Genomic DNA, 22,135 nt, shown 5'->3' with positions numbered 1-22,135 from the left:
CCGCACCCCTGACCGGCTCCGTCCCAGGTCCGGACGGGTACACGTACACGTACACGGATCCGGAGCGGCTCCGGTTCGAACCCTATGTCAACCGCGCTGCCGCGGAATCCCCGGAAGGGTGACGCGGATGCGGCAGCCCCGCGCCGACTCGGCCACGCCTATGCGGCCGCCGTGGAGATCCACCGCCCAGCGGGCGATGGCCAGGCCCAGCCCCGTGCCGCCGTCGCTGCCCGGTCCGTGCGGAGCGGGGACGCTGCCCCGGTTGAACCGTTCGAAGACCTTGTGCCGCTCCGACTCGGGAATGCCGGGGCCCTCGTCCACGACCTCCAGCTCCAGCGACTCCGGGAACGCCCCGCGCCGGGCGCGCACCGTGACGCGGCCGTGCGGCGGCGAGTGCTTCACGGCGTTGTCGACGAGGTTCGCCACCACCTGGTGGAGCCGCTCCACGTCCGCGTGCGCGGTCAGCTCCGGCGGCGACACGTCCAGGTGCAGGTGGACGTCCGTACGCGTGTGGGGCCCCGACCCGGAGCCGACGGCGCGGTGGGAGGCGGCCAGGCCGGCCTCCTTCAGGACGCCCGACAGGTACGGCCACACCTCGAAGCGGCGCGACCGGAGCGGTACGACACCGTTGTCCAGCCGCGACAGGTCGAGCAGCGTCTCCACCAGGCGGCCCAGCCGCTCGGTCTGCGCCAGCGCCGTGCGCATGGTCTCCGGGTCGGCGGCCGAGACGCCGTCGACGACGTTCTCCAGGACGGCCCGGAGCCCCGCGATCGGGGTGCGCAGCTCGTGGGAGACGTTGGCGACCAGCTCCTTGCGGTGCCGGTCGACGGCCTCCAGGTCGTCCGCCATGCGGTTGATCGTGGAGGCGAGGGCGCCGAGCTCGTCGCGGCGGTCGGCGCCGCGGACGCGGCGGGTGTAGTCGCCGTGCGAGATGCCCTTGGCGACCCTGTTCATCTCGTCGAGCGGGGCGGTGAGGCCGTGCGCGACGAACTGGGTGAGCAGCAGGGTCGCGATCACCGAGAAGACCGTGATGAACCGCAGCTCGGTCTCCGTCCGCAGGGCGACCAGGAGCAGCCCGGTGGTGATGAAGACGGAGACGACGACGAGGGACCCGAGCTTCGTCTTGATTGAGATGGTGACGGAGCGCAGCCGCCCGCGCAGGCCGCGTCTCGGGCGGCGGCCCGTGTCGCCGTCCGCGGGCCGGCGTCCGCGGCCCGCCCTCGGGCACGGGCCGCCGGAGGGCCGGTCGTCGCGCGCGGCCTTCCGGCACGCGCGGTCGGCGGCCCGGCGGTCCCGGTCGGCGCGGGCCGCCGCCCGGCCGTCGCCGCCCGTCGTCCGGGTGCCGTCGCGGGTCCCGGGGCGCCCGCGACTCACGGCGCCGGGGTCTCCAGGGCGTACCCCACCCCGTGCACGGTGCGGATCCGCTCGGCGCCGATCTTCCGGCGCAGCGCCTTGATGTGGCTGTCCACGGTCCGCGTGCCCGACGCGTCGGCCCAGTCCCACACCTCGGCGAGCAGCTGCTCGCGGGAGAGCACCGCGCGCGGCGTGTTGGCCAGGCAGACCAGCAGGTCGAACTCGGTCGGCGTCAGGTGCACGTCGTCGCTCCTGACGCGGACGCGGCGCTGCGCGTGGTCGATCTCCAGTTCGCCCAGCCGCAGGATGCCGCTGCGGGGCGTGACCGCCGCCAGCGCGGCCCGCTCGACGCGGCGCAGCAGCACGTGGACCCGGGCCACCAGCTCCCGCATCGAGAACGGCTTGGTCATGTAGTCGTCGGCGCCGACGCCGAGCCCGACGAGCATGTCCGTCTCGTCGTCCCGCGCGGTGAGCATCAGGACCGGCACCGGCCGCTGCGCCTGGACGCGGCGGCAGACCTCCAGTCCGTCGAAGCCCGGCAGCATGACGTCCAGGACCATCAGGTCCGGCTGCCACGCCTCCGCGGCGTCGACCGCGGCCGGTCCGTCCGACGCGGTCTGCACGAGGAACCCCTCGGCCCGCAGGCGCGCGGAGATGGCCTCCACGATGGTCGTGTCGTCCTCGACGACCAGGACCCGGCGCTGGGTACCCGGCGTGACCGCGTTGCCGGTGTGGCTGGTGTGTGCGTGCTCCATGCCCCGCCCCTGTCGCGACCTGCGCGAGCTGTAGATCCGTGCGCTTCCGCCAACAACATAAAGGCAGGGACCGCGTCGCGGCTACGCGGGGCGAACCCCGAGGTGGACCGCGTCCGGTACGCCCCGGGCAACGGGGATCTCTTCCGACCGTACCCCGGTGAATCCGGCATTCCGCAAGGACTCCTCGAAATCGGCGGACGGCCGGGCGGACCAGACGGCCAGCACGCCGCCGGGGTTGAGGCGGCGGGCGCAGGCGGCCAGGCCGGCCGGCGAGTACAGGCCGTCGTTGCCCTCCGTCACCGTCCAGTCCGGTCCGTTGTCGATGTCCAGGCAGAGCGCGTCGTAGGTGTCGGTGACGCCGGGGTCGTGGACGTACGCGACGAGGTCGGCGTGGAGCAGCGTCGTGCGCGGGTCGGCGAGGGCGGGGCCGGACAGGGCGGCGAGGGGGCCCTCGCGGTGCCAGTCGATGATGGCCTGTTCGCGTTCGACGACGGCGATGCGGCCCCAGGCGGGGTCGGCGGCGGCGTGGGCGAGCGAGAAGCCGACGCCGAGCCCGCCGACGAGGATCGACGGGCGGGCGGGCCGGGTGTCGCCGAGGGCGCGCAGGGCGGCGTCGACGAGGAGCCGCTCGGAGCGGCCGTCGGAGGTGTCCATGAGGAAGGTGCCGTTGGCGATGATCTCGAAGTGGTCGTCGCGCTGCCGCAGCACGACTTCACCGTACGGGCCTTCACGTCGGTCGAGCGTCACGGGCATGCGCCCCACCTTATGCAAGACGGGCGCGGGGCGCCGGAGTTCGGGACCTCCCGGTCAGTCGGCGTCGTCCGTGCCGGGGCCGCGCACGACCCCGGTGAGCGGCCCCTGGCACCGCCAGCCCAGCGACGCGTAGAGGGCGCGGCCCTGGACGGTGGCGCCCAGGACGCCGGTGGCGGCCCCGGCCCCGGCGGCGGCGTGGTGGAGGACGCGCATGACGGTGCGGCCGAGGCCGCGCCGCTGGTGGGCCTCGTACGTCTCGATCTGGTCGAACACGGCCGTACGGCCCGTGGGGGCCACCTGGCCGCGCGCCGCGAGCGAGCCGTCCCGGGCGAGGACGCGCACGAGGTGGACGCCCTCGTGGACCTCGGTGTGCAGGGTGTACCCGGCGGGCGGCGCCGGGACGGGGGCGGGGGCGGGGCGCAGGTCGGTGTACATCATGAAGCCCGGGTCGTCGGGAACGACCCACTCGGGGGTGATCCAGCCGGCGACCTCCTCGGGCCCGGCGAGGACCTTCAGCCAGGCGTAGGGCTGCGTCACGGTCTCGCAGAGCTTGCGGACGGTCGGCTCGTCGGGCTCCGGCAGGACGTGCCGGAAGACGTGGCGGCCCAGGCCCACGTCGATGCGGTAGCCCCACGGCTCCTCGACGGGCGGCGGGGTGCCGCGGGAGACGGCCCAGCCCCGGACCCACGCCGCTGTAATGTCTGCATTGCGCATGGGGTCATTACACACGAGGGGGCGGCGCGGCGCCAGGGTGTAACAAATGGTGCGAATGTGGTGACTCTCTGTTTCGGTTTCCGGAGGGACGTACGAAAGGGAGAGTCCGACCATGAGAAACCCCACAGCCGGCGGCGCCGGCCTGCTGCGCCGCGTGGCCGTGCCCGCGGCGGCCGTGATCCTGGGCCTCGGCCTGACCGCGCCCCTCGTCCACGCCGCCCCGGCCGCCCCGCAGGGCGGCACGGCCACCCGCTTCGGCGGCATCGTCGCCTACGACGCCCTCCCCGGCGCCAGGAACGACGTGGTCGTCGGCATCCTCCTCGGCGAGCTGGCGATCCAGGACGAGTCCGGCGCCGCGGCGGGGCACGGGTGCGTCCGGCGCAGCGACGTCCTCGTCACCTGCGGCCCGGTTTCCGGGGTCGCCCGGGTCGCCGTCCAGGCGCGGGACCTGGACGACCGGGTGTACGTCGCGGTGCCCCTCGACGCGATCGTCGACGCCGGGACCGGCGCCGACGAGGTCGCCACGCACGGCGGCGGCGACCGGATCACCGTCGGCGACGGCGCCCCCGGCGACCGCGTCGCCTCCTGCGGCGCGGGCGCGGACACCGTCGAGGCGGACGCGGGCGACACGGTCCCGACGGCGAGCTGCGAGGGCCGGGTCAGTCCAGCCACATGAGCATGGCGTCCCCCTCGCGCGCCGCGGCGTCGAAGAACGGGACCAGTGCCTCGTAGTAGGCCGTCACGTACTCCAGTGACTCGCCCCGCTCCCAGACGACCACCGGGTACACGTCCGCCCGCGCCAGGTCCTCGGGCCCCACCCCCTCGACGAGCCGTTCGGCGGGGATGCCCCGCAGCGCCTCGGCGGCGACCCGGACCCGCTCGGGCGTCAGGTAGCGCGGCGGGGTGTAGCCCCAGTCCTCGGCGTCCGGTATCGCGTCCTCCCCGAAGACGATGTCGACGGGGAAGCCGATCCGCGACAGCAGGTAGTCCAGGGCGTGCCACGCCTTGTCGGTGTCGAGGCACCGCGCGTCCGCGTCACCGACGCCGCCGCCCAGTTCGGCCTCGACCAGCTCGTCGACCCGCTCCTGCGCCCACTCGGGATCCCCCAGTGCCCGCTCGAACTCGTCGGCCGTCAGTCGTGCGTACTCTCCGATCATGCTCATGAGCGGATCGTAGGCGCCGCCACTGACAACGCCCCCGGACGGCGGGGGCCCCGCCGGCCCCCCGCGCGGCGGTGGGGCGGCGAGACCGGTCCTCCCGGCGCCGCGGGGTGGTGCCCGCGCCCGCTTCTGCGGGCGGCTTCGTCGCGCGGGGGCGCGGAAGGCCGCGGTGGCGCCTTCGCCGGGGGAGGGGCGGGTGTCCGGTGCGCCCCTCCCCGCCGGGTCGGTGGGAGCGTCGTGCTGTCGGGTGCCCCCGGCGCGGGCCGCGGGCCGGCCTCCGGCGCCGGCCCGCGGGAATCAGCCGGTGGGCGGGCGCCGTTGCGCGAGGACCGGCGGGGCGGTGCCGGTCGGTGGGCGGCTCCCGGGCGCGGCGGCCGCGGGACCCGGCCGCGTGGGGCGGGCGCTTCGGCGGGTGCCTTCCGGCAGGGGAGCCGAAGATCGCTCAGAGCGAACAAGGCACGGGGAACAACGGCGGGCTCACATGCATTGAGTCGGTGTAGCTCAACTTGACTGCCGAAGGGGAGATCATGGCATCGACGTCCGCATCGCTCACCCTGCCCGTGCTGCCGCTCGACGGCGAGGTCGTACTGCCGGGCATGGTGGTGCCGCTGGATCTGTCCGACAACGAGGTGCGCGCCGCCGTCGAGGCCGCTCAGGCGGCGGCGCCGGACGGGAGCGGCAAGCCGCGGGTGCTGCTGGTGCCGCGGGTGGACGGGACGTACGCGGGGACCGGCGTCCTCGGGACGGTCGAACAGGTCGGGCGGCTGTCCGACGGTGACCCCGGGGCGCTCATCCGGGGCCGGGCGCGGGTGCGGATCGGGGCCGGGACGACCGGTCCGGGCGCCGCCCTGTGGGTGGAGGGCGCCCTCGTCGAGGAGGCCGTGCCCGACCCGCTGCCCGGAGCCGTCACCGAACTGGTCAAGGAGTACAAGGCCCTCGCCACCAGCTGGCTGCGCAAGCGCGGTGCCTGGCAGGTCGTCGACCGCGTCCAGCAGATCGACGACGTCTCCGCCCTGGCGGACAACTCCGGGTACTCCCCCTTCCTCACCACCGCCCAGAAGGTCGCCCTGCTGGAGACCGCCGAGCCCGTCGCGCGGCTGAGGCTCGCCACCGAGCAGCTCCGCGAGCACCTGGCCGAGCAGGACGTGGCGGAGTCCATCGCCAAGGACGTCCAGGAGGGCGTCGACCGGCAGCAGCGCGAGTTCCTGCTGCGCCGCCAGCTCGAAGCCGTCCGCAAGGAGCTCCGCGAGCTGAACGGCGACGACCCCGACGGCGCCACCGACGACTACCGGGCCCGCGTCGAGGGCGCCGACCTGCCCGAGAAGGTCCGGGAGGCCGCCCTCAAGGAGGTCGACAAGCTGGAGCGCGCCAGCGACCAGTCCCCCGAGGGCTCCTGGATCCGCACCTGGCTCGACACGGTCCTGGAGATGCCGTGGAACGAGCGGACCGAGGACCGGTACGACATCCGCGGCGCCAAGGAGGTCCTCGACGCCGAGCACGCCGGGCTGGAGGACGTGAAGGAGCGCATCACCGAGTACCTCGCCGTCCGCAAGCGCCGCGCCGACCGCGGCCTCGGCGTCGTCGGCGGGCGCCGCGGCGGCGCCGTGCTCGCGCTGGTGGGGCCGCCCGGCGTGGGCAAGACGAGCCTGGGGGAGTCCGTCGCCCACGCGATGGGCCGGAAGTTCGTGCGCGTCGCGCTCGGCGGCGTACGGGACGAGGCGGAGATCCGCGGCCACCGGCGGACGTACGTCGGCGCCCTGCCCGGCCGGATCGTCCGCGCCGTCAAGGAGGCCGGGTCCATGAACCCCGTCGTCCTCCTCGACGAGATCGACAAGGTGGGCTCCGACTTCCGGGGCGACCCGGCCGCGGCCCTGCTGGAGGTCCTCGACCCGGCGCAGAACCACACGTTCCGCGACCACTACCTCGAAGTCGAACTCGACCTCAGCGACGTCGTCTTCCTCGCCACGGCGAACGTGCTGGAGGCCATCCCCGAGGCGCTCCTCGACCGCATGGAACTGGTCCGGCTCGACGGCTACACGGAGGACGAGAAGGTCGTCATCGCGCGCGACCACCTGCTGCCCCGCCAGCTGGAGCGGGCCGGGCTCGGCCGGGACGAGGTGGTGATCGAGGAGGCCGCGCTGCGCCGGCTCGCCGGCGAGTACACCCGCGAGGCCGGCGTGCGGACCCTGGAGCGGTCCCTCGCCCGCCTCCTGCGGAAGGTCGCCGCCCAGGCCGAACTGGGCGACCGGGAGCTTCCGTTCACCGTCGGCGAGGACGACCTGCGCGGCCTCATCGGGCGGCCGCACCACGTGCCCGAGTCCGCCCAGGACCCGGCCGAGCGCCGTACGTCCGTCCCCGGCGTCGCGACCGGCCTGGCCGTCACCGGCGCGGGCGGGGACGTGCTGTTCGTCGAGGCGTCCCTCGCCGACGCGGAGACCGGCGCGGCCGGGCTCACCCTCACCGGGCAGCTCGGCGACGTGATGAAGGAGTCCGCGCAGATCGCGCTCTCCTTCCTCCGCTCCCACGGCGCGGAACTGGAACTGCCCGTCACCGGCCTCAAGGACCGGGGCGTCCACATCCACTTCCCCGCGGGGGCCGTGCCGAAGGACGGGCCGAGCGCCGGCATCACCATGACGACCGCGCTCGCCTCCCTGCTCAGCGGCCGGCTGGTGCGGACGGACGTGGCCATGACCGGCGAGGTGTCGCTGACCGGGCGGGTGCTGCCGATCGGCGGCGTCAAGCAGAAGCTGCTCGCCGCCCACCGGGCCGGGATCACCACGGTCGTCATCCCGAAGCGGAACGAGGCCGACCTCGACGACGTGCCCGCCGAGGTCCTCGACAAGCTGGAGGTCCACACGGTGACGGACGTCCGGCAGGTCCTGGACATCGCCCTGACCCCGGCGACCGCCGGCGCCGGCGCGGACCCGGAGGCCGAGGAGGCGGCGCCCGTGGCCGCCTGACCCCCGCGGGCCGGCCCGCGGGAACCGGTACGGACCCCGCGGGCCGGCCACCCCCGCTCACCGCCCCGGCCACCCGCCGCGCCCCGGCGCGGCGGGCGCGGGCATTCCGCCGGGCGCCGGCTCTCTCCCGCCGGGCGCCGGCCTTCCGCCGAGCGCCGCCCCCGCCGGCCCCCTCCCATCGGGCGCCGGCCTTCCGACGGGCGCGGTGCCCTCACGCGTCCAGCCAGCCCCGGGCCGTCGCGCGGGCGCCCGCCTGGAACCGCGTACGGGCGTCCAGGTCCTCCAGGAGGCGGCTGATGCGGCGGCGGGCCGTGTGGACGTGGACGCCCAGCCGGCGGGCGATCGCCTCGTCCTTGAGGCCCGCCGCGAGCAGCCGCAGCAGCTCCCGCCGCTCGGACCCGTCCTCCCGCCCCCCGTCGCCGTCCCAGGGCGACGCCCGCTCCCACACCGCCTCGAACAGCGGCACCAGCGCCTCCCGCAGCCGCACGTCGGCGACCACCAGCGCGTACGCCCTCGGATCCGCCGCGTCCGACGGCGGCAGCAGCGCCACCCGCCGGTCCACCGCGACCAGCCGCGTCGGCACCCCCGCCGCGACCCGCACCCGCAGTCCCCGCCCCGCCAGCGCGGCCACCGCCCGCGCCCGCCCCGGCGACGCGAGGCCCGCCCGGTCCAGCACCGCCCGCACCTCCACGCCCCGCGCGAGCAGCCCGCCCACGTCCAGGCCCGCATAGGGCACCCGGTCCATGAACAGCACCTCGCGCTCCGCCCCGGCCAGCAGCCGCACGGTCCGCTCGTCGGCCGCGCTCCGCCCCGTCACCCGCTCCACGGCGCACCCGCCGCCGCCCGCCCGGGCGGCCCGCTCCGCCGCCAGCCGTTCGGCCGTGAACCGGAGCCGCTCCAACTCCGCCGATCTGCGGTGCAGTTCCGCCTGCCGCCGGTCGATCAGCGTGCGGATCGCGGCCGCCGGCGCCGCCGGGTGCGGCAGCCCGCCCCCGTCCGCCGGGTCCGGGGGCCGGGCGAAACCGTGCTCCACCAGCCGTTCCAGCGCGGTGTGCACCCGCTCCCTCGGCAGACCGAGGAGCCGCGCCAACTCCTCGACGTGACCGGCCCGTTCCAGCAGCAATGCCTCATAGGCCCGCTCCTCGGCCTCCCCCAGGCCAAGTAGGGGCAATTCCCCCTTGATCATGCGTGGGATTCTCACCGCGCCCTCACCGGACACACAAGTGTGCGTGTCCACTTCTCCGCGCGGTTGGCTCATTGCCCGGGGGCGAGGCGCGCCGCTTGCATGGCCCCGACCACCCGAAACGGCTCTGACCAAGCACGTAGGAGGGGTACGCACCGTGCGCGAACCAAGGAAGACTTCGGCGCGAACCGGCATGCGGAAGGGGGCGGCCGTGTCCGGGGGAGCGGCGCTCCTCGCCGCCGGACTGCTGATCACCGCGATCCCCGCGGCCCACGCCGCCCCCACCCGGCCGGCGGTCCCGCGGGCCACCGAGGCCCGGCCGCCCACGGCAGGGACCGACGTCGTCCCGCTGCCGGAGACGGACACCCCGTCGCTCGTGGACGGCCTGAACGACCCGGTGGACGCGAAGGCGGCGCCCGCCGACGCGGCCCGCGGCCACCTCGCCGCCCAGCAGCGCCGGTACCGGATCCCCGAGCCGCGGCGCGACCTCACCCCCGTGCAGACGCTGCGGCGCGGCGCCGAGGAGACGGTGCGGCTCCAGCAGAGGCACCGCGGCGTGCCCGTCCTCGGCGGGCAGTACGTCGTCCGGATGGAGACGGAGCGGGGCCGGCGGACCGTCACGGGCACCTCCGGCAAGTACTTCACCGGCCTGACGGTCGGGACGAGGCCCGCGGTGAGCGAGGGGACCGCCGTACGGCGCGCCGTCACCGCGACCCTCGCCCGCCTCGCCGGCGACCGGCTCACCCGGACCGGCCCGGACGGCGCCCGGCGCGACGCGGGCACCGACGGGCGGGCGCTGCGCGGCGCCTCCGCCGGCCTCGTGGTGGTCCCGCGCGGCGGGGGCGTGCTCACGTACCACGTGACCGTGCGCGGCGCGCACCCCGCGACCGGCGAACCGGTCCTCCAGCACGTGTACGTCGACGCCCGCGCCGGGTACCCCGTCCTCCGGCACACCGGCATCAAGACGCTCGTCCCGTCCGGGACGGCCGCCGGCGCCCGGCGGGGCACCGCCGCGCGCACGGACGCGCCGGCCGCCCCCGCGCCGGACGCACCCGGCGAGCCCGCCACCGGCACCGGTGTCCGCCTCGTCGGCGGCAAGGTCCCCCTGGCCGTCCACCGCCCCACCCCCGACGGCCCCTACGTGCTGTCCGACCACGTCCGCATGGCCGGCACCACCAAGAACGCGCTCACCACCTGGGACGCCCGCGGCAAGGACGTCCTGGACGTCCTCGGCGCCTGGCCGGCCGACCTGGGCGCCTTCGCGTCCGCCACGCCCGACTTCGGCGAGGAGGCCACCGACTCGGGGGCCGTCGACGCCCACTGGGCCGCCGGCCAGGTCTTCGACTACTACAAGGAGCGCCACGGCCGCACCGGCCTCGACGGCCGGGGCTCGGCCGTCGACTCCCTGGTGGGCGTCACCGCGTTCGGGGAGCCGTACGTCAACGCCTTCTGGGACGGCACCAAGATGGTGTATGGCTCCGGCGACGACGAGTTCCGCCCGCTCTCCGCCGACCTGGACGTCGTCGGGCACGAGATGACCCACGGCGTCGTCGAGAACACCGCCGGCCTCGTCTACGCCGGCCAGTCCGGCGCCCTCAACGAGGCCGTCGCCGACTACTTCGGCAACGCCGTCGACGTCGACCGCTCCGGCCGCTCCATGGACGACCCCGACGCCGGCCTGATCGGCGAGGACCTCTGCCGCACCGCCGGGCCCCGCGACTGCGCGCTGCGCGACCTCGACGACGGCGCCACCACCGCGAAGGACTTCCTCGGCGTCACCTTCGGCGTCGACAACGGCGGCGTCCACCTCAACTCCACCATCTTCTCCGGCGCCCTGTGGGACCTGCGCCAGGACCTCGGCCCCGAGCTCGCCGACCGGATCGTGTACAAGGCGCTCACCGAGTACCTCACCCCGCTCGACGGCTTCACCGAGGGCCGAGAGGCCGTCGTCGCCGCCGCCCGCGCGCTGGGCGCGACGGCCCGGCAGGTCGACACCGCGAAGCGGTCCTTCGCCGCGCACGGCATCGTCCGCGGTTGGGAGGACGCCCTGGGCGCCGACTCCGACACCCTGCTGCGCAAGGTGAACACGGACGGCACGGAGGTGCAGGCCGGCGGTGGCTGGTGGGCCGCCGCGACCTCGAACGACGACGGCTCGGAGCCGTACTCCGTGTACGCCGGCCGCACCGACGGCAAGGGCGCGCCGAAGCTGATGAGCCCCAACGACGGCCGCTTCCACGTGAACCCGGCGACCGACGGCAGGACGGTGGTGTGGACGGCGTACGGCGCGCAGGGCGTCGACGTGCTGTCCCGGCCGCTCGCCGGCGGCCCGGTCAGGACGCTGCTGTCCACCGAGGCCGACGTGCTCAGCGTCCGCGTCGCCGGCGGCGTGACCGTCTTCGACCTGTACGACGTCTTCGGCGACGGCCGCCACGTCGGCTTCCTCCGGGCCGGCGACCCCCGGCCCACGTACGTCGACGGCGCCCGCCCGGACACGCTCACCGGCCTGCCGTCCGTCGGCCACGGCCGCGTCGCCTACGCCAAGCTGTACCCGACCGGGGACGGCGACCGGCTCGGCGTCGAGATCCTCGACCTGGCCACCGGGAAGGCCGTCCTGGCCGAGCAGCACGGCGAGCCCCTGTCCCTGGGCCGCACCGGCGTCAACGCCACCCACGTCTTCTGGCTCAACGACGAGAACCTCGACGACGAGGGGCAGACGACGATCCGCAGGACCGGACCCGACGGGACCGGCACGTACGACATCAGCAGCGAGTACAAGCCGGGCGCCCTCGTCGCCTCCGACCTCACCGTGTCGGACACGGCGGTCACCGTGAGCGCCGAGCAGGCCGGCGCGGGAGGGGCGGACCGGCTCGTCAACGCCGACCTGCCGAAGGTCTGGCAGCTCACCACGGACGGCTCCCGCGTCCAGCGGATGTCCTGCGACCGGGGCATGCAGCTCTCCCCGGCGGCGGACTCCGGCACCCGGGTCGTCTGGCTGGACGGCACGAGCGGCTGGACGAACCTGGTCACCCGCGCCCGCCCGGCGGGCCGGTGCGGCTGAGGCACCCCGACCGGGCGGCCCGCGCCGCTCGCGGAAGGCCCCGGCGCCCTGGGCGCCGGGGCCTTCCCCCGGCCCGCGCACGGCTTCGCGCCGCCGCGGCGCACCACTCCTCGCCGGGGCGCGCAGCGCCTATGCTGAGGGCGCTCCAGAACGCCTGAGTGGGGTCCGGCCGTATGAACCGTTCAGCAGTGCACGTGATGATCGTCGATGACGAGGTCCTGATCAGAGAGGGGCTCCGGCGGATCGTCGACGGTTTCGACGGCACGCGCGTCGTCGCGGTGTGCACGGGCCTGGGGGCGGCCGGCGAGGCGCGCGAGCACCGGCCGGACGTGGTCCTGCTCGACGTCCGCATGCCCGACCGGGACGGCCTGAGCGTCCTCGCGGACCTGCGGGCCCTGCCCGATCCGCCCGTCGTGGCGATGCTGACCACCTTCGACGCGGACGAGCACCTGTCGGCGGCGCTGCGGGGCGGAGCCGCCGGTTTCCTGCTGAAGGACACCGCGCCCGAGCAACTGGAGTACCTGATCAAGGAGTTGGCGGCGGGCGGCCGGGTCATCGCGCCGAAGGTCGCCCGCACGGTCGTCGACGGTTATCTACGCGCGCAGAGCGAGGCGCGCGAGCACCGGCCGGCCGCGCCCGGCGTCCCGGGGGCCGACGACCTGACGCCCCGGGAGCGCGAGGTCCTCGTCCTCCTCGCGGAGGGCCTGTCCAACTCCGAGATAGCGGGGCGGCTGCTCATCGGGACGACCACGGTGAAGGACCACGTCAGCACGGTCCTCGGCAAGCTGGGCGTGGCGAACAGGGTGCAGGCGGCGGTACGGGCGCACCAGCTGCGGCTCGTGCCGTGAGGTGGCGCCGCTCGACCGCCGAGCGGGTCCTCGCGGTCGCCGTGGTGGCCGAACTCCTCACGGTCGCCGAGGCCTTCACCGCCCTGCCCCTCGCCGTGTGCGCGGCGGCGCTGCTCTCCCTGCCGCTGCGGCGGCGCCTGCCGATGGTCACGCTGTGCGCGACCCTGCCGGTGATGCTGACCGGGCACCTGTGGCTGCCGCCCATGGTGGCGATGTTCGAGGTGGCGTCCGGCCGCTCCCGGCGCCGGACCGCGGTGGCCTGCGTCCTGGTGTTCGCGGCGGCGGTCTGCCCCTGGCCGGTGGGGGAGCTCGTCACGATGACCCGCCAGGAGATCCTCACCTCCGTCGAGGCGGCCGCCCTGATGAGCGTGGGCCCCACCGCCCTGGGCCTGCTCGCCACGACCCGCGCCGAGCTGCGCGCCCGCCTCGCGGACCTCACGGCCACCCGCGAGCGGGAGCAGCGCCTGGAGTCGGAGCGCGCCGTCGCCCGCGAACGGGCCCGGCTCGCCCGCGAGATGCACGACACGGTCGCCCACCACGTCGGCATCATCGCCGTCCAGTCGGGCGCCCTGCGGGCCGCCGAGACCGCCGACGCCTGGAAGCGGGAGACCGCCGAGAGCATCCGCCGCCACAGCGTGCAGGCCCTGGAGGAGCTGCGCGACATGGTCGGCGTGCTGCGCGCCTCCGACCCGGACGCCGCCCGGTCCGCCGGCCGCACCGGCCTCGACGGGCTGCGGGACCTGACCGGCGACAGCCTCCTGGACGTCACGGTCGACGTGACCGCCCCCCGGACGGCACCCGCCCCGGACGTGGAGTGCGCGGTGTTCCGCATCGTCCAGGAGTCCCTGAACAACGTCCGCAAGCACGCCCCGGGCGCCCGGGTCGCCGTGCGCGTCGCCCCCGGCCCGGACGAGCGCTCACTGTCGGTGGAGGTCCGCAACTCCCCGCCGCCCGCCCCCGCACGGCCCTCGACCCGGCCCCCCGGCCCGGACCCGGCACCCGGACGGGACACCGCCCCCGGCACGGACCGGCCCGGTACGGACCCGCCCGGCACGGACCTGCCCGGGGGCGGGTACGGGCTCGTCGGGCTGCGGGAGCGGGCCGAGCTGCTCGGCGGGTCGCTGTCGACGGCGCGCTGCCCGGAGGGCGGTTTCACCGTACGGGCCGTCCTGCCGCTGTGAACGGCCCGCCGGTCGGAGGGGGCCGACCGGCGGTTACGCCCCCGCGGCGCGCCCGGCAGGATGGGGCGGCCGGGCTCCGGCGGGCCACGACCAGGCCCGGCGGACTCGAAGGGGGAGCTTCCACGGCCGCGTTCCGGCGCGTCCGCGGAACGGCACCGGTCGACGAGGTTCCGGCGTACCGGGGCACCGGGGCAGAGGTGCGCCGGCGCGCCGGAACCGCGCCGTAGCAGACTGGGCCGATGCGCACACCGAGGAAAGCCGCCCGGGTCGCCGTGCTCGACCCCGACGGCGCCGTGTTCCTGTTCCGCTACGACAACGAGGAAGTCGGCGTCCACTGGGCGATGCCCGGCGGCGGCACCGAACCGGGCGAGACGCCGGCCGAGGGCGCCCTGCGCGAGCTGCGCGAGGAGACCGGCTGGACCGACGTCGCGGTCGGCCCCCCGCTGTGCCTGTGGGAGCACGACTTCACCCGCGCCGGCGTCCCCGTCCGCCAGTACGAGCACATCTTCCTCGCCGCCGCCCCGGCCCCCCGCCGGGACCCGTCCGGCGACCTCGCCGCCGCCCACGCCGAGGACCGGATCCTGCGCTGGCGGTGGTGGACGCCGGACGAGCTGGCCGCCGCCGACGAGCCGCTGTGGCCGCCGCGGCTCCCGGAACTCCTCGCCGCCGTCCGCCGGGACGGCCCGCCGGCCCGCCCCGTCGACCTGCGCTGACGGCCCGTCCCCTGCGGAATACTTGCCGTGCCGCGGGACACGCCGCGGTACGGCGGTCGGGACGCGCGAGGGGTGCGGACATGCGGGAAAGCGGTACGGACGACGAACCGGTGCACGGCGGGCGGAGCGCCGACGGCGGCGCGGACCGGGCGTACCTCGCCCTCGAACGCGAACTCGCCGTCTTCCTGCGCCGCGCCCGCGCCTCCTCCGGCGAGATGGCCCGCGAGGTCCACCCCGACCTGGAACCCGCCGCGTACGGACTGCTCGTCCGGCTCGACGAGGCGGGCGGTCAGCGGGCCACCGGACTCGCCGGGTACTTCGGCGTCGGCAAGGCCACGATGAGCCGCCAGCTGCGGGCCCTGGAGGAGCTGGGCCTCATCGCCCGCGAGCCCGACCCGGCCGACGGCCGCGCCTCCCTCGTCCGCCTCACCGAGGAGGGCCGGGACCGGTTCCGCCGCGTCCGCGACGCCCGCCGCGCCCGGTACGTGCGCAAGCTCGCCGGCTGGGACCGCGCCGAGGTGGCGGAACTGGCCCGGCTGCTCCACCAGCTCAACACCCGCGCCGAGGACCGGGACCCCGCCGGTCCGCGACCCTAGGGAGGGCCTCCGAAGGAGCGTCGCCCGCCCGGCGGACGGGGCGCCGAGGCCCCGGCCCGGGGGCTCACAGCTCGGCGTACACCGCCGTCGCGTCGTCGTGGCGCTTCCAGCGGCGCACCCCTCCGGCCTCCGCGTCCCGCGCCTCCAGCGCCCGGACCCGGTCGAGGAGGCCCCGCGCGCCCTCCTTCCGCAGCACGCCCAGGCAGTCCGCCCAGTCGCCCTCGCCGAACAGCTCCACCCACCGCGCCGCCCCGTCCGTCAGCGCCGCCACCGCCCGGACGGCGGACCGCGGCGTCACCCCGGTCACCGCCCGCACCGCCACCGACGGGTCCGCGGCGGCCGTGAAGAAGCCGCCCCGCGCGTTGCGCAGCCGGTCCGTCGCCGCGTGGGAGCGCAGCACCTCGGGGGGGACGAGATCCAGCCGGTCGTCCCGCACCGCGCGGACCGCGCCCCCGGGCGACTCCAGCAGCAGCACCGAGTCGGACAGCACCAGGTGCTCCACGGCCTCCGCGTCCCAACGCGCCACGACCACCGTCGCCTGAGGCGTACGGACGTGAGAAAGGTCACACGTGCCGGAGTGGGACTCGGCGGTGCGCCGGATTGCCTCCGCCAGGACCTCCACCAGGGTCAGATCCGGCCGCGAAGCGGACAGTTCGGTCAGCGCGCCCCCGAGGCGCGCGGTGAACCAGGGCACCGGGTGCACACAACCCACGTCCACGGACGGCGGCGTCACCCCGTCCAGGACCACCAGGACACCGCCCTGGCCGGAGGCCGGAACCGCGCTGGCGGCCCAGTCCTCGTTGGGGCGTTCGGGGTCGCCGGGCAGGGAGGCGGTTTCCGTGTGCACGCGTCCCAGTCTGCATGACTCCTTCACCGGTGAACAGGCTCCGTGAAGGGTCCGTACCAGCAGGTCAGGGGCGTGCGTCCGGTCGCGCGGGGGTGTCCTCGGCCGCGCGTCGCCGCGTGCGGGCGCGCATATTGCCAAAGCCCGCGCGGAAGGTCCAACCCGGTGCCCCCCGCACCCCCTCCGCGCGCGGGGCCGAAAGTTGTTAGCCAACTCCGGAGTGTTGTTCACTCGTTCGGGTGGCGGAGCGGCCGAGGGGTGCTCGCTTCCCAAAAGGGCTGGAATGGTCGGAAGCCGTACCAGGGGTGGGAGCGCTCTCCATGTGTGACCGGTCGTCACCTCTGCTTCATGGGCGAACGAGTTCAAGAATGTGAGCACCGGTGCAGAAGCGCAGTGACACTCCCGGCGATCCCCATGTTCCGGGCGGCCGCGGCGTACGGGTACGGAACCGGCTCGTGGCCGGTGTCGCCCTCGTCGGCATCACCGTCATCGGCGCCGGGGTCCCCGGCCTGCTCACGACGTCCGCCGACCTGACGGAGTCGCAGGGCCTGGTCACCTTCGCCGAGCTGAACCGGCAGGCGGTCACCCTCGCCCACTCCCTCGCCGACGAGCGCGACGAGGTCACCGCGTACATCGCCGCCGGCCGCGGCACCGCCGCGGGGGACGGCCGGGACGCGGAGAACGGCACGAACGGCGCCGGTGAGGGCGCGGACCGCGCGAAGCCCGCCCTGTCCGGCACCCACAGCGCCCGCGTCGACCGCCAGATCGAGGAGATCCGCGCCGCCGCCCCCGACGACGTGCGCCGCGCCCTCGCCGACGTGCCCTCCCTGCGCCGCACCGCCCTCGCCGGTGACGGCACCGCGCTGACCGCCCACCGCGCGTACACCGAGGTCATCGACAAGCTGCGGGCCCTCGCCGCCCAGCTCGCCGACCGCACCCCCGCCCGCGCCGCCGACGGCCCCGGACGCGCCCCCGCCGAGCTCGGCCAGGCCGTCGAACAGGCCTCCGCCACCCGCGGGCTGCTCCTCGCCGCGCTCGCGGTGCCCGGCTCCGGCGGCTCCGGGCGCACCGTGTACGACCCCGTCAGCGGCCGTTACGTCACCGAGGAGGACCCGGGCGCCGGGACCGCCGCCCGGACCCGCGACGAGCTGAGCGCCGCCGCCCACCGGGCCCGCGTGCGCGAGCAGGTCTCCCTCGCGGACTTCGACAGCACCGCCGACGCGGCCACCCGCGAGTCGCTCGCCGCGACCGTCACCGGCCCCGAGGTCAAGGCCGCCGAGGACCACCTCGGCAAGCTCGCCGACGGCCCCCAGCTGACCCGCGCCGAGCGGAAGACCGACCCCGAGCGGCTGTCCGCCGCGCTCACCGCCCGGATCGAGCAGATGCGCGGCGTCGAGTCGACCCTGGCCACCCGCCAGGTCGAGCGCATGGAGCGGCTCCGCGACGACGACGTCACCGCCCTGGAGCTGCGGGTCGCCCTGCTCGGCGGCTGCCTGCTCGTCGCGATCGGCGTCTCCACGGCCGTCGCCCGTACGCTCACCCGCCCGCTCGCCGTGCTGCGCCTCGGCGCCGCCCGGGTCGCCGCCGCGCCGGAGAGCGAGGAGCCGATCCGGTTCACCGGCCGCAACGACGAGTTCGCCCAGGTCGTCCGGTCCCTCAACACCCTGCACGGCAGGCTCCGGGAGCTCGGCGCCCGCGCCGCGCGGGACGAGGAGCGGGAGAGCGCCGCCGCCGAGCTGGCCGCCCGCCACGCCGAGCTGCGCGAGGAGACCGAGCGGCTGACCACCGAGCTGGAGCGGCAGCGGCACAGCGTCCACCACACGTTCGTCAACCTGTCCCTGCGCACCCTCGGCCTCGTCGAACGGCAGCTGACCGTCATCGAGAAGCTGGAGGACCGCGAGCAGGACCCGGAGCGGCTGTCCACGCTGTTCAAGCTGGACCACATGGCCACGGTCATGCGCCGCCACAGCGAGAACCTGTTGATCCTCGCCGGCCACGAGCACGCCCACGCCCACCAGGGGCCGGTCCCGCTGGTCGACGTGCTGCGCGCGGCGGTCAGCGAGATCGAGCGGTACGAGCGGGTCGCCATCCAGTCCCTGCCCCAGCACGCGTACGTGGCGGGGTTCGCCGCCGACGACGTCAGCCACCTGCTGGCCGAGCTGCTGGAGAACGCCACGTCGTTCTCGCCGCCGGACGCGCAGGTCCAGCTGTCCGGATGGCTGCTGGACGGCGGCGACGTGATGCTGTCCGTACGGGACAAGGGCATCGGGATCACCCCGGCGCGGCTCGCGGACCTCAACGCCCACCTCGCGGACCCGGCGCTCGCCGAGGCCGCGGCGGCCTCGCCGCGCGGCGGTGCCGGCGGCGAGGAGGGGGCCGCCGAGGGCGAGGGCCTCGGACTGCGGGTGGCCGCGCTGCTCGCGGCGCGCCACGGCGTACGGGTCGAGCTGCGGGCGGAGCAGGACGGCGGGGTGACGGCCGTCGTCGTCCTCCCGCAGGCGCTCCTGCCGGACGCCCCGCCGGCGGCCGGGCCCCCGGCGGTGGCCCTCGCGGAGGGGCTGCCGACGGTGTCCCTGCCGGGTTCGGTGGCGGAGGCCAACTCCAACGCGCTGCCGACCCGCAGGCCGGCGGCCGCGGAGGCCCCGGCGGACGGCGCGGAGGCCCCGGCCGAGGCGGCGGCGACGGAGACCGGGCAGGCCGTAGCGGAGACCGAGCAGACCGAGCGGGCCGTACCGGAGGCCGAGGGCGGGAGCACCGGGTCGGAGGACGCCGGGGCAGACGCCGGACGCGAGGACGCCCAGCCGGAGGACGCCGAGCCGGAAGGTGACCAGCCGGAGGACGCCGAGCCGGCCGAGCACCACACCGCCGCCGACGACGACGTGGACGCCGACGCCCCCGCCCTGCGCGAGGCCACCCTCCAGGTGCGGCTGCCCGCGCCCGACGGGGCGGGGGAGCACGAGCGGGCCGCCGACGACGGGCCCACCCGGGAGCGGGTCACCGACAAGGGCCTGCCGAAGCGGACGCCCCGGATCGTCGACGCCGGGCCCCGCCGCGCCGAGCGCACCGGCGGAGTCAACGCCGAGGAACTGCGCCGCCGGCTCGGCGGCTTCCACCAGGGGGCCAAGGAAGGCCGGCGCGACGTCGAGGCCGAGATCACGGGGACGGGGAAAGCGGAACCAGGAGCGGGGGACACCGTCGAGGAGGCACACAGTTGAGTCCGACGACCGACAGCGGCACCCAAGGACTGAGCAGCGAGGCACGCAACCTGCACTGGCTGCTGGGCAATCTCGTGGAGGAGGTGCCTGGCGTCCGGTCGGTCGCCGTGGTCTCGTCGGACGGCCTGCTCCTGCTGTCGTCCGACCCCGACGCGGCGAACGCGGGCACCGGCGATGACACCGCCGGCCGCCCGGCCCGGCCGCGCAGCCCCCGGGGCTCCAGCGCCGACCTCGCCACCATCGTCTCCGGCATCGCCAGCCTGACGGTGGGCGCCGCCCGCCTCATGGACGGCGGCTCCGTCAAACAGACGATGGTCGCCATGGAGGAGGGCAGCGTCTTCGTCATGTCGATCAGCGACGGCTCCCTCCTCGGGGTGCACGCCGCGCCCGACTGCGACATGAGCGTCGTCGCGTACCACATGGCCCTCTTCGTGGGCCGCGCCGGGCACGTGCTCACCCCCGAACTCCGCAGCGAGCTGCGCAGGACGATGGAGGACGGCCGATGACGGCACTGACCGCCAAGCTGCCCGTGCGCGGCGAGGGCCGCAGGCCCGCCCGCGTCCGCCCGTACTCGCTGACCGGCGGACGGACCCGTTTCGGGCACGTCCTGCTGGTCGAGACGTTCGTCGCCGCGCCCGACGCGCCGGAGGGACGGCCCGCCAGGCCCGGCGGGCGGCTCATGCCGGAGATGCGGGCCATCGTCCAGGTGTGCCGCCGGATGCGGACGGTCGCCGAGGTCTCCGCGCTGCTGCGGATGCCGCTGGGGGTCGTACGGGTGCTGATCAGCGACCTGGCCGACCAGGGAAAGCTCCGTGTGTACGGGACCGGGCACGGCTCCGGTCACCCCGACCGCGCACTGCTGGAAAGGGTGCTGAGTGGACTTCGCCGTCTCTGACCTGCCGGACGAGGAGGTACCGGCACCCTGGCAGCTCGACCCGGAACGGGCCCCGATCGCGACGAAGGTCGTCGTCGCGGGCGGTTTCGGCGTCGGCAAGACCACGTTCGTCGGGTCGGTCTCCGAGATCACCCCGCTGCGCACCGAGGCCCTGATGACCCAGGCCAGCGCGGACACCGACGACCTCACCGCCACGCCCGACAAGATCACCACCACCGTGGCGATGGACTTCGGGCGGGTCACCCTCGACGACGACCTCGTCCTGTACCTCTTCGGCACCCCGGGCCAGCAGCGCTTCTGGTTCATGTGGGACGACCTGGTGCGGGGCGCGATCGGCGCCGTCGTCATGGCCGACACGAGGCGGCTCACCGACTGCTTCGCCGCGCTCGACTACTTCGAGAGCTGCGGCCTGCCCTACGTGGTGGCCGTCAACCACTTCGAGGGCACGCAGCGGTTCGAGGTGGAGGACGTGCGCGACGCGCTGACCGTTCCGGACGACGTACCGATCGTGATCATGGACGCGCGGGAACGATTCACCGTCGTCGAGTCGCTGCTCGCGCTCGTCATGCGCGCCCTGGAGAAGACCCCCGCCTAGCGGTCCCGCCCGCCCCCGTCCGTCACCGCCACCACGCCGTCCACGGCCGACCACAAGGAAAGAGGCCCCCTCTCGATGCGGAAGATACTCATCGTCGGAGCCGGCCAGTCCGGGCTCCAGCTCGCCCTCGGTCTCCAGGCACAGGGGTACGAGGTCACCCTGATGTCGAACCGTACGGCCGACGAGATCCGCTACGGGCGCGTCATGTCCACGCAGTGCATGTTCCACACGGCGCTCCAGCACGAGCGGGACCTCGGCCTCAACTTCTGGGAGCCGCAGGCCCCGCGCATCGAGGGCCTCGGCGTCTCGGTCGCCGGCCCCGACGGCACCCGCGCCGTCGACTGGGTGGGCCGGCTCGACGGCTACGCCCAGTCCGTCGACCAGCGCGTGAAGATGGCCGGCTGGATGGACACGTTCGCCCAGCGCGGCGGCCAGCTCGTCATCCACGGCGCGGCCGTGTCCGACCTGGACTACTTCTCCCGCACGTACGACCTCGTCCTCGTCGCCGCCGGCAAGGGCGAGCTGGTGTCGATGTTCGAACGGGACGCCGCCCGCTCCCCGTTCACCGAGCCGCAGCGCGCGCTCGCCGTGGCGTACGTCCACGGCCTCGGCCCGCGCCCCGAGCACCCCGAGTTCGACGCGGTCCGCTGCAACCTCGTCCCGGGCGTCGGCGAGCTGTTCGTGATGCCGACCCTCACCACCGGCGGCCGCGCCGACATCCTCTTCTGGGAGGGCCTCCCCGGCGGCCCGCTCGACGTGTTCCGGGGCGTCAAGGACCCGGCCGAGCACCTGGCGCTCACCCTGGAGCTGATGGAGCGCTTCACGCCCTGGGAGTACGCCCGCGCCACCAAGGTCGAGCTGACCGACGCGGGCGGCACCCTCGCCGGCCGGTACGCGCCGACGGTCCGCAAGCCCGTCGGGCGCCTCCCCGGCGGCGGCCTCGTCCTGGGCGTCGGGGACGTCGTCGTCGCCAACGACCCCGTCACCGGGCAGGGCTCCAACTCCGCCGCCAAGTGCGCCGCCCGCTACCTCGAGTCGATCGTCGAGCACGGCGACCGGCCGTTCGACGAGGCGTGGATGCAGGCCACGTTCGACCGCTACTGGGAGACCGCCCGGCACGTCACCAAGTGGACCAACGCGATGCTGGGCGTCCCGCCGGAGCACGTGCTCCGGCTGATCGGCGCGGGCCAGGAACTCCCCGCCGTCGCCCACCGCTTCGCGAACGGCTTCAACGACCCGGCCGACTTCGAGAACTTCCTCTACGAGCCGGAGAAGACCGCCGCCTTCCTGGAGTCCGCCGCCCCGGCGTGAC

19 protein-coding genes are annotated in these 22,135 nt (G+C 75.5%); 12 read left to right on the top strand and 7 right to left on the bottom strand.

What is annotated here, in order from left to right; all coding sequences use genetic code 11:
• Positions 1-87 precede the first annotated feature (87 nt).
• The 4 genes from IE106_RS00825 to IE106_RS00810 form a co-directional block, all read right to left on the bottom strand.
• Positions 88-1,161 (bottom strand): HAMP domain-containing sensor histidine kinase, encoded by a 1,074-nt coding sequence (locus IE106_RS00825; protein ID WP_189529902.1) that lies wholly within the window; start codon positions 1,159-1,161, stop codon positions 88-90.
• A 209-nt stretch (positions 1,162-1,370) separates the two neighbouring features.
• Complete coding sequence (locus IE106_RS00820; protein ID WP_189529272.1) at positions 1,371-2,108, bottom strand: response regulator transcription factor; 738 nt, start codon at positions 2,106-2,108, stop codon at positions 1,371-1,373.
• Positions 2,109-2,189: 81 nt separating this feature from the next.
• Positions 2,190-2,861, bottom strand: coding sequence for a spermidine synthase family protein (locus tag IE106_RS00815; RefSeq protein ID WP_189529271.1), 672 nt, complete (start codon positions 2,859-2,861; stop codon positions 2,190-2,192).
• A gap of 54 nt (positions 2,862-2,915) precedes the next feature.
• Positions 2,916-3,575: a GNAT family N-acetyltransferase gene (locus tag IE106_RS00810; protein WP_189529270.1), complete on the bottom strand. Its 660-nt coding sequence runs from the start codon at positions 3,573-3,575 to the stop codon at positions 2,916-2,918.
• A 112-nt stretch (positions 3,576-3,687) separates the two neighbouring features.
• Here IE106_RS00810 and IE106_RS00805 point away from each other — a divergent pair, with 112 nt between their 5' ends.
• Positions 3,688-4,251 (top strand): hypothetical protein, encoded by a 564-nt coding sequence (locus IE106_RS00805; protein ID WP_189529269.1) that lies wholly within the window; start codon positions 3,688-3,690, stop codon positions 4,249-4,251.
• Here IE106_RS00805 and IE106_RS00800 read toward each other — a convergent pair.
• Positions 4,235-4,738 (bottom strand): YfbM family protein, encoded by a 504-nt coding sequence (locus IE106_RS00800; protein ID WP_189529268.1) that lies wholly within the window; start codon positions 4,736-4,738, stop codon positions 4,235-4,237. The two genes, IE106_RS00805 and IE106_RS00800, sit on opposite strands and share 17 nt — an antisense overlap.
• Before the next feature lie 524 nt (positions 4,739-5,262).
• On the opposite strand from IE106_RS00800, the gene lon reads away from it, so the two are divergent.
• The gene (gene lon, locus IE106_RS00795) at positions 5,263-7,695 is read left to right on the top strand and encodes an endopeptidase La (RefSeq protein ID WP_189529267.1); all 2,433 of its coding nucleotides are present in this window, start codon (positions 5,263-5,265) and stop codon (positions 7,693-7,695) included.
• 211 nt (positions 7,696-7,906) lie between these two features.
• Here lon and IE106_RS00790 read toward each other — a convergent pair whose 3' ends face one another.
• Positions 7,907-8,881 carry a helix-turn-helix domain-containing protein gene (locus tag IE106_RS00790; RefSeq protein ID WP_189529266.1) on the bottom strand — a complete coding sequence of 325 codons (975 nt, stop codon included), beginning with the start codon at positions 8,879-8,881 and terminating at the stop codon, positions 7,907-7,909.
• A 190-nt stretch (positions 8,882-9,071) separates the two neighbouring features.
• Here IE106_RS00790 and IE106_RS00785 point away from each other — a divergent pair, with 190 nt between their 5' ends.
• The 5 genes from IE106_RS00785 to IE106_RS00765 all read left to right on the top strand — a co-directional run bounded on the left by IE106_RS00785 (position 9,072) and on the right by IE106_RS00765 (position 15,274).
• Positions 9,072-11,936, top strand: a complete 2,865-nt coding sequence (locus IE106_RS00785) for a M4 family metallopeptidase (protein WP_189529265.1) — start codon at positions 9,072-9,074, stop codon at positions 11,934-11,936.
• Between the two features lie 173 nt (positions 11,937-12,109).
• On the top strand, positions 12,110-12,784 hold the full coding sequence (locus IE106_RS00780; protein ID WP_229839906.1) for a response regulator: 675 nt from the start codon (positions 12,110-12,112) through the stop codon (positions 12,782-12,784).
• Entirely contained in the window at positions 12,781-13,965 is a 1,185-nt protein-coding gene (locus tag IE106_RS00775; RefSeq protein WP_189529264.1) for a sensor histidine kinase, read from the top strand. Before IE106_RS00780 ends, IE106_RS00775 begins: the two co-directional genes overlap by 4 nt.
• 239 nt (positions 13,966-14,204) lie before the next feature.
• Complete coding sequence (locus tag IE106_RS00770) at positions 14,205-14,678, top strand: NUDIX hydrolase (protein WP_189529263.1); 474 nt, start codon at positions 14,205-14,207, stop codon at positions 14,676-14,678.
• An 80-nt stretch (positions 14,679-14,758) separates the two neighbouring features.
• Entirely contained in the window at positions 14,759-15,274 is a 516-nt protein-coding gene (locus IE106_RS00765; protein WP_189529262.1) for a MarR family winged helix-turn-helix transcriptional regulator, read from the top strand.
• A gap of 64 nt (positions 15,275-15,338) precedes the next feature.
• Here the strand turns inward: IE106_RS00765 and IE106_RS00760 are convergent, their stop codons facing one another.
• Positions 15,339-16,121: a protein phosphatase 2C domain-containing protein gene (locus IE106_RS00760; RefSeq protein ID WP_189529261.1), complete on the bottom strand. Its 783-nt coding sequence runs from the start codon at positions 16,119-16,121 to the stop codon at positions 15,339-15,341.
• A gap of 452 nt (positions 16,122-16,573) precedes the next feature.
• Here IE106_RS00760 and IE106_RS00755 point away from each other — a divergent pair, with 452 nt between their 5' ends.
• From IE106_RS00755 to IE106_RS00735, 5 genes are all read left to right on the top strand, one after another.
• Positions 16,574-19,333 carry a sensor histidine kinase gene (locus tag IE106_RS00755; protein ID WP_229839904.1) on the top strand — a complete coding sequence of 920 codons (2,760 nt, stop codon included), beginning with the start codon at positions 16,574-16,576 and terminating at the stop codon, positions 19,331-19,333.
• A complete protein-coding gene (locus tag IE106_RS00750) occupies positions 19,330-19,839 on the top strand; it encodes a roadblock/LC7 domain-containing protein (RefSeq protein WP_189529259.1) in 510 nt (169 codons plus the stop codon). Before IE106_RS00755 ends, IE106_RS00750 begins: the two co-directional genes overlap by 4 nt.
• The gene (locus tag IE106_RS00745; RefSeq protein ID WP_189529258.1) at positions 19,836-20,228 is read left to right on the top strand and encodes a DUF742 domain-containing protein; all 393 of its coding nucleotides are present in this window, start codon (positions 19,836-19,838) and stop codon (positions 20,226-20,228) included. The genes IE106_RS00750 and IE106_RS00745 overlap by 4 nt, the downstream gene beginning before the upstream one ends.
• A complete protein-coding gene (locus IE106_RS00740) occupies positions 20,209-20,823 on the top strand; it encodes a GTP-binding protein (RefSeq protein WP_189529257.1) in 615 nt (204 codons plus the stop codon). The genes IE106_RS00745 and IE106_RS00740 overlap by 20 nt, the downstream gene beginning before the upstream one ends.
• 75 nt (positions 20,824-20,898) lie before the next feature.
• Positions 20,899-22,134 (top strand): styrene monooxygenase/indole monooxygenase family protein, encoded by a 1,236-nt coding sequence (locus IE106_RS00735; RefSeq protein ID WP_189529256.1) that lies wholly within the window; start codon positions 20,899-20,901, stop codon positions 22,132-22,134.
• Position 22,135: the final 1 nt, after the last annotated feature.

It is taken from the genome of Streptomyces roseolilacinus, from assembly GCF_014649335.1.
GTDB lineage: Bacteria > Actinomycetota > Actinomycetes > Streptomycetales > Streptomycetaceae > Streptomyces > Streptomyces roseolilacinus.
This window is presented reverse-complemented; position numbering and strand designations above follow the sequence as displayed.